The organism is Shewanella sp. 0m-6 (assembly GCF_052977325.1).
In genome coordinates this window covers 74,193-81,670 of record NZ_JBRIMD010000021.1, presented here as the reverse complement: position 1 = coordinate 81,670, position 7,478 = coordinate 74,193, and the positions used below count along the sequence as shown (strand labels likewise).

Annotated in this window: 5 protein-coding genes and 1 rRNA gene; 1 reads left to right on the top strand and 5 read right to left on the bottom strand. The window is 41.5% G+C overall.

The genetic code is table 11. The annotated features are described in order from the left end of the window. A 16S ribosomal RNA gene (locus tag ACVBJC_RS15400) occupies nucleotides 1-362 on the bottom strand; the annotation flags it as partial. A 1,025-nt stretch (nucleotides 363-1,387) separates the two neighbouring features. Then, the gene (gmhB, locus tag ACVBJC_RS15395) at nucleotides 1,388-1,942 is read right to left on the bottom strand and encodes a D-glycero-beta-D-manno-heptose 1,7-bisphosphate 7-phosphatase (RefSeq protein WP_447161675.1); all 555 of its coding nucleotides are present in this window, start codon (nucleotides 1,940-1,942) and stop codon (nucleotides 1,388-1,390) included. Between the two features lie 174 nt (nucleotides 1,943-2,116). Between gmhB and ACVBJC_RS15390 the strand changes: the two genes are divergently transcribed. After that, nucleotides 2,117-3,421 (top strand): aminopeptidase P N-terminal domain-containing protein, encoded by a 1,305-nt coding sequence (locus ACVBJC_RS15390; RefSeq protein WP_447161676.1) that lies wholly within the window; start codon nucleotides 2,117-2,119, stop codon nucleotides 3,419-3,421. A 188-nt stretch (nucleotides 3,422-3,609) separates the two neighbouring features. Here the strand turns inward: ACVBJC_RS15390 and ACVBJC_RS15385 are convergent, their stop codons facing one another. The 3 genes from ACVBJC_RS15385 to ACVBJC_RS15375 form a co-directional block, all read right to left on the bottom strand. Further along, on the bottom strand, nucleotides 3,610-4,152 hold the full coding sequence (locus ACVBJC_RS15385) for a DUF3016 domain-containing protein (protein WP_447161677.1): 543 nt from the start codon (nucleotides 4,150-4,152) through the stop codon (nucleotides 3,610-3,612). A gap of 282 nt (nucleotides 4,153-4,434) precedes the next feature. Beyond that, nucleotides 4,435-5,658 carry an FAD-dependent oxidoreductase gene (locus ACVBJC_RS15380; RefSeq protein ID WP_447161678.1) on the bottom strand — a complete coding sequence of 408 codons (1,224 nt, stop codon included), beginning with the start codon at nucleotides 5,656-5,658 and terminating at the stop codon, nucleotides 4,435-4,437. Between the two features lie 63 nt (nucleotides 5,659-5,721). Then, nucleotides 5,722-7,248 (bottom strand): phytoene desaturase family protein, encoded by a 1,527-nt coding sequence (locus ACVBJC_RS15375; RefSeq protein WP_447161679.1) that lies wholly within the window; start codon nucleotides 7,246-7,248, stop codon nucleotides 5,722-5,724. Between the last annotated feature and the right edge of the window lie 230 nt (nucleotides 7,249-7,478).

Sequence of the window (7,478 nt, the reverse complement as noted above, 5' to 3'; positions counted from 1 at the left end):
CCCCACTGCTGCCTCCCGTAGGAGTCTGGACCGTGTCTCAGTTCCAGTGTGGCTGATCATCCTCTCAGACCAGCTAGGGATCGTCGCCTTGGTGAGCCATTACCCCACCAACTAGCTAATCCCACCTAGGTTCATCCAATCGCGGAAGGCCCGAAGGTCCCCTCCTTTCCCCCGTAGGGCGTATGCGGTATTAGCAGTCGTTTCCAACTGTTATCCCCCTCGACTGGGCAGATACCTAGGCATTACTCACCCGTCCGCCGCTCGTCACCTCAGGAGCAAGCTCCCTTGTGTTACCGCTCGACTTGCATGTGTTAGGCCTGCCGCCAGCGTTCAATCTGAGCCATGATCAAACTCTTCAATTAAAGTTTTTTGCGTCATCCACCTTACAAGTAAGGCTAAATCAGCGGCTCAACGAATTCTGTATTACATATTGCTATGAACACTCATTCATTAAGTAATTTTTTGATTGCCTCGTGAGAGGCAATTTCGAATAACTTAATCTCTGTGAGTGTCCACACAGATTTGCTTGTCATATTGTTAAAGAGCGTGCTAGTTCTATTAAGCCCCCTATCCGTTAGGAGAAGTCTTTCAAACTAGCGCCTTAGACGCTTAGGTCGTTTGGCTGAGGAGGCGTATTCTACACTCTCCAGTGGCGGCGTCAAGCGCTTATTTTAAGAAGTTTTTCAAGCGATGATTTCTTATACACTCTCGTGTTAACAACCATCATTCGAAGCTCTTAAAGCGTTTGTCACCTGAATCAAATCTCCTAGGAGTTTTAACTCTAACCCTTTATAAAAAGAGCTAACCGATACCGCTGCAAGTCCCATTCTATCTAGCATTTACGACTATTTCTAATCTCAAGCGTTAGTCTAGTTGGCCTGCTGTGCCGTGTCAGTGGATGCGCATTATAGGGAAATTTGAGATCAGCGCAAGGGGGTTTTTCAATTAAATTAGAATAATCGAATCAAGCGAGCAGTTATCAGCCTTTCTGCTGTTATAAACAGCGCTGACGATGATTTTATATACCGCCATGCTTTAATATAACGCATAGACTCACCAATCGGCTTAACTAAAGTCTAAGTTCTAAGTTCTAAGTTCTACATTCATTGAATCTGAAGCGCTAGCATTCAACTTACTCGCAACTGATTACTGGTAACTGATGCTAAATACATAAATGCCTCATAATGATCTTATTAGGTTAGTGATCATAATGAGGCATTTCGTTTACGACAGATACTTATATTAAGTCGATATTCTGTCTTATTAATCTGGAGCTAGTTAGGCCTACTTAAACTTAGCTGGACTAAGCAGGATGTTTGACCTTATAACTGAGCCTAGTGCAACCTTAGCCTGATTTGGGCTTGCGTTACATAAAACTAAGCCTGCTTTAAGCCTGACTTGCCAAATAAGCTGGCACATCTGCAATTGAGTCAAGCACAACCGTTGCTGCGGCAATTGCATCATCAGTTACTGACTTACCGGTTCTCACCAGTATTCGAGTCGGCACGCCAGCCGCCTCTGCTGCTAGCATGTCGTCGCGCTTATCACCGACCATAACTGACTGAGACAGATCAATGTTTAAGAATTGCGCCGCAGAGTTCAGCATTCCAGGCTTTGGTTTACGGCAATCACAATCAACTTTGTATTCGCCAATACCTTTTTCAGCATGATGGGGGCAGTAATAAATGCCATCAAGCTCAACACCTTTATCAACAAAGTTCCAATCCATCCATTCAGTTAATGAATGAAACTGATCTTCTGTATACATTCCTCGAGCAATACCAGACTGATTAGTAACAACTGCAAGTAGATAACCCATGTTTTTAAGTGCAGCGCACGCATCAAACACACCGTCTACATATTCAAAATCGTCAACCTGGTGTACATACCCATGATCTAGATTGATAACGCCATCTCTGTCTAAAAATACCGCTCGATTCACAATACATTCTCTCTAATATGCAATAGCTATTATTATTTCACTCATTACAACAAATTGCACCGTGAACTTGCTATAAAGCACGTAATAACGTGTAATGGATAAAATATACACTTTACATTTTAATGCCGATAGCCAATCCGGCATTAGTCAATGAATAGCGATGGAAATAATAAGATGTCTACTATCTATCAACAAAGACGCAATGATCTGCTTGAACAGTTACCTAATAACAGTTTAGTCATTGTCGCTGGCTATCAACAAAAAGTGCGCAGTAAGAATATCAAATATCATTTTAGGCAGGACAATGATTTCCTCTACCTAACAGGGTTTAACGAACCTGATGCGATTGCCTTATTTATTAAGCGCGAAGTTAATCAATATTTCTTATTCTGTCGCCCGAAAGACCCAGCACAAGAAGTCAGTTTTGGCACCCGAGCAGGTGCACAAGGTGCTGTTACCCTACACGGCGCAGATCAAGGCTATGATGTTGCTGATTTCGAGCAAACCCTACTACCACTATTGCAAGGTATACAAACTATCTATGTGAGTGATGAGCTAGGACGATTCTCATCTGATCTTGTTCACTGGGCAAACTACCACAGACATCATTGCTCATTTGATACGCCTAAACAATTCACCACAATTAAACCGTTAGCCGAAGTGTTGCATGCTAAGCGTGTCATTAAAACAGATGATGAGTTGACTAAAATCCGTTCAGCGGTTGCTGCATCTACTGCTGGCCATAAGGCTGTGATGCAAGCATGTCGCCCAGGGATCAACGAACGTGAGTTAGCATCGTTATTTGATTTTACTATCGCTAAACATGGCTGTAATGCTGTTTCCTACCCGAGTATCGTCGCTGGCGGTAATAACGCCTGCTGCCTACATTACGAAGAAAACTGCTGTGAGCTTAGCAATGGCCAGGTGTTACTCATCGACGCTGGCGGTGAATTTGAGCATTACGCAGCTGATATTACCCGTAGTTACCCAGTAAATGGCAGCTTTTCAGCAGAACAAAAAGTCATCTATCAATTGGTTCTTAACGCGCTGGATCAGGCCATAGCGAAAGTGCAACCAGGAGCTGCATGGAACAGTCTTTACGAAACGTGCATGCGAGTAATGGCAGAGGGACTTAAGGAACTTGGATTTTTATCGGGTTCGATTGATGAGATTATGGCAACTGAAAGCTATAAACGCTTTACTGTTCACAAAACTGGGCATTGGCTCGGGATGGATGTACATGATGTAGGACCTTACCATGATGATAATGGTGAATGGCGAACATTAGAAATGGGTATGGTGTTTACGATAGAGCCCGGTATTTATATCCCCCAAGATACACTTGATGTTCCCGAAGCCTACCGTGGCATAGGGATCCGCATCGAAGATGATATATTAGTTACCGTAAACGGTTATGAAAACTTATCAGCTAACGTCCCAAGAACTGTTGAAGAGATAGAAAACTATATGGCTAATTAGCAATTAGCTAACTCAAACTTTAAAATAAAAATCTCACATAAAAATGATGGCTGCCATATAAATGCAGCCATCAGTGCTTTTTCCACAAGAGTATTCGCAAAACAGCACTCCTACAATAGATCACTCATAAGAGCCTCTATTACTTAACGAGCCACTGTAACATGAGCCTATAAGACGTTTTTTGCGTATTACTTTAACATTGGTTCCAATTTTTCTTTAAACCAATTCGTTAGCAAGTCTCTTTCATATGGGAATGGATCATTCGTGATAGGCTGGATCCCAAATAGGAAACCCATATTATCCAATTTTTCAGTTCCTGATTTGATTACCTTCCCATTTTGGCTAAGGGTGTAGTCAAAACTGATTTTAGGTGGATATAGTTCGGTCACGACCCGAATATCATCTGCAGCTGTAGCACCAAAAGTAGGTTGTACATCACCGGCTAAATCTACATTGGTAACGGTTAAATCAAGCTGTTGATCTTTTGCCAAGTGTTTGTTGGCAAGTTGACCAAGTTCATCAGTTAACTCAGTGAAGAGGTATTGCTCAAATTTTGACTGCAAGCCAATGGTTGCTTCAATATCACTGTATTGATTAATATCTTGCCATAAAATATTAAGGTTACCATCATTAGTCATAATATTTAGAGGAACGGTCGGCTCATCTGTTTTGGCACAACCACTCATGATTAATGTTGTAGTAATAGTTATAAGTAAAAGTAATTTTTTCATATGGGCTCCATTTATTATCAAGTCATCTTATGTATAACTCAAATTTTTGACATTGCATGATTTTTTTTCAAATCAATTAATCAATTGATACCTAACAGCTTTAAACATCGTAGTCAGTTTAGGATGATTGCTACACTTAGATGCTAGTTGACAGGCAGCTCGAAGGTCAAAATTCAATCTAAACCTTAACAATCCAATGAAAAGATCTCTTTTGCAGGTATACGGGTAAATAAACAACGAATAGTCTAATTTTAGCGCACTATCACAGAGCTGTTGCATCTTTTATGACTGCTGTCTAACAAGTTCAGCTACCTTCTTTGCAGAGACAACCGCGCCCTCGTGTAGACCATCATAAAGGTAAGCTCCCACATAAAAAGTATTGTTTTTACCATTATTGACGATAATGCTGTGCCGGTAATGAAGTGCTTCGACACTATAAAGTGGCGTGTGATGTTCAAAAGTTTGAATGATATTATCTTTGGTGATTAAATTATCAATATTATAAGCCAAACTATATCGCTGCTCTGTAGGCAAAGCACAGATACGGTTTAAGTTAGCGTTATAGCCCCAACCGGCTTGAGTCTGAAAAAAATCAAATTCTGAGGGGTGAGATATACCATAACCTTGGTAAACCAAAGAGTCAGTGTGCAGGACCGTAGTAGCCATATTCTTTTTCCAAGGAGAAAAGCATTCAATTTCAAATGCGGTTGGATCGGATATTAGCGTTAAAACCTGATCAGGCGGCACGGCTAAGACCAGCTTATCGAAGTGTTCCTTTGTATCATTATCCCATTTAAGCATGACCCCCATATTAGAGCGCCTAATTGCAGTTATATTGGCATTTAAGAACACCCTGCCATTTAATTGCCTTTCAATTTTCTCTATATAGCTGTAAACCCCTCCATCAATTCGTTTCCAATCAGCCCAAAAGTAGCGTCTAAAAATAGTAAATGCCAACTCAGCTGGAACCTTAATGATCCCTTTATAGGGAATAGAAAAACAATACATAACAAAAAGCTTTAACCAGGTATCTTTCACCTGATGCCTACTCACATAATCCGCCAAAGGCTTACCTCTAAACGATGACATCGGTTTAAGATATACCTGCAGTAATATCCAATTGGCTGAGAGATAAACAAATGCCAGCTTAACAAATTCGACTAAAAGGCCAACACCCTTAATGTTTCTGGTGATCACAGTAGGAGAAAGAAAACGTTTCTTATTGCGCTTAAATAAAGCAGAGCCCACTTCTAAAGGCTTAAGCTCAACACCGAGCTCTTCCATTAGAGCGATAAAATGCTTAAAGTTACTTGAAAACTCAACGACGCCGCCTTCGAGGGTGAGGCTAGGATCGATACCCGCCATTTTAACATTTTTATTAACCGTACGAATATGACCACCAAGCATAGACTGCTTCTCAAATACGGTGACACTGTGCCCAAGCTTACTCAGGTAGTATGCCGTCACCATGCCACTAGCACCGCCACCGATAATCGCAAACTTCATGCTTCCTCTCTCCTCTCATATTACCGAAAAGATGTTGGGCTCAATTCATCATTCAATCGGAGATTAAATACGTTCTCCGCTCAGCTTCTGATACAGCTTTGCACCAGTCCAGAATGTCCCTGCAAATCCTGCATAACCAGATGAAGCGTTACAGAAATAGAAATCTTTCAATGAACTGTTCTCAGTTAATCGCCACAAGTTAAAATAAGCTGGAGTCATCGCCGAACCATAGGAGTTCCCCTGCGGACACCAACAAAAGTTTTCATTCGTCGTCGGACTACCGGTATTTTTATATGCCAAGTACTCTCTGAAATCTGCAATATAATGTTTTTCAACCGTATCGATTATTGCGTCAAATATCTCTCGTTTTTTGTTTCGATATGCTCTGGGATCACTTTGTTTTAACGCTTTAAAGTATTGGTAGTCAGCAACAGTTAAAAACTCTATTACCTGCTGCCCTTCAGGCCTGTCAGAACAGTCATGAGTTAAAAAACCTGGGGTAGAAATTGCAAAACTGGGAGCCGAATAATCATGCTGGTAATACATGGTATCAAAAGCGGTATTAAGATCTTGATGACTGGTGTGGAAGATATTCCACTTACCAAAACCATAGTCCTCTAACTTGATATCTTTGACCACACAGTAGGCCATAAAATTTGAAGGGGAGTAGGCATAATCCAATTGTTTTCTGAGCCTCAAAGAGAACTTTTCTATACCGATTAAATGAGCCGCTTTTTTAGGATCCATATTACAAATAGTGCGCTTACCTTGATAGCGGCTCACCTCCTCGTTGACAAGGTTTCTTGCTTCAACCCCTATAACCCGATTATTGTCGACGATAAATTTATCAACTTGAGTCTGATAGATGATCTGCCCACCATTAGCAGTAATCGTATCGACCAACGAATTGATGACATGATCGAAATGATGTGTCGGGTAGTAGGCCCCCCTCTGATATCCGGTAAATAGTAGAACCCAGGCACAAAATGAAAGCTGATTAGGAGGCAGTAAAAAATCAGGCCACTGAAGAGCCAGTAGTGTTTGCGCTTCTTGCGGTAAATGGTGTTTATCAAAGGCCTGCTGCAGAGTAAACCTTATGTTTCTACACGCGGTTACCGTTTCTCTTAAATTTGTGAATATATTCTTATAGCGTTCGTCGCCTGATAGCACTGCTAAACCATCGGCCGTTCGCCTTACTTCATCGATAAAAGCCGTGCATTGTGTCCCATGGGCAGGAAAAATGGATTTAAGTCTTTTAAGCAGTAGCTCTGTATCATAGGGAATATCCAGCTGGTATCCCGGCATTCTCATATGATCGAAGCCTTCAGGATCAAACGATTCGAAGGTAACCTGTTTATCCAGTTGAAGCTTTTTTAGTACCTTGTTAACTGTCTCCCCTTCGCCACAATTCCAGACATAATGCAGTTGTGCATTAAATCGATAGTGTTTACCCATTGGGAAAGTATGCCCGAAACCGCCGGGATATTGATGTGCCTCCAACATCAGTACTTTACTACCAGACTTTGCACTGAGAGCACCAAAAACTAACGCAGATAAACCACTACCAACGATTAAGTAATCCGCATCCATTATCCACTCCACTTTTTGTCGCGAGGGTCCAGTCCGCTTTTTAACGCGTAGGTGAAGGTATAGCCTCTAAATATACCAACAGCCCTATTCATTGTAGTGCGCTGCAGACTCGCCAGCAAATAAGCCACCCGCGATAAGCTCATATTAGCAAAAGTGGTAATCATGTTGAGAACAGCGATTCCAGCTATGCATTCACTTACTCAGGTTTGTGTCACATCGGCGTAGATGTG

Bases quoted from the DNA above. Each gene is read 5' to 3' on its own strand.
- ACVBJC_RS15390 (WP_447161676.1), top strand. From the start codon at position 2,117: ATGTCTACTATCTATCAACAAAGACGCAATGATCTGCTTGAACAGTTA.
- ACVBJC_RS15385 (WP_447161677.1), bottom strand. From the start codon at position 4,152: ATGAAAAAATTACTTTTACTTATAACTATTACTACAACATTAATCATG.
- ACVBJC_RS15380 (WP_447161678.1), bottom strand. From the start codon at position 5,658: ATGAAGTTTGCGATTATCGGTGGCGGTGCTAGTGGCATGGTGACGGCA.
- ACVBJC_RS15375 (WP_447161679.1), bottom strand. From the start codon at position 7,248: ATGGATGCGGATTACTTAATCGTTGGTAGTGGTTTATCTGCGTTAGTT.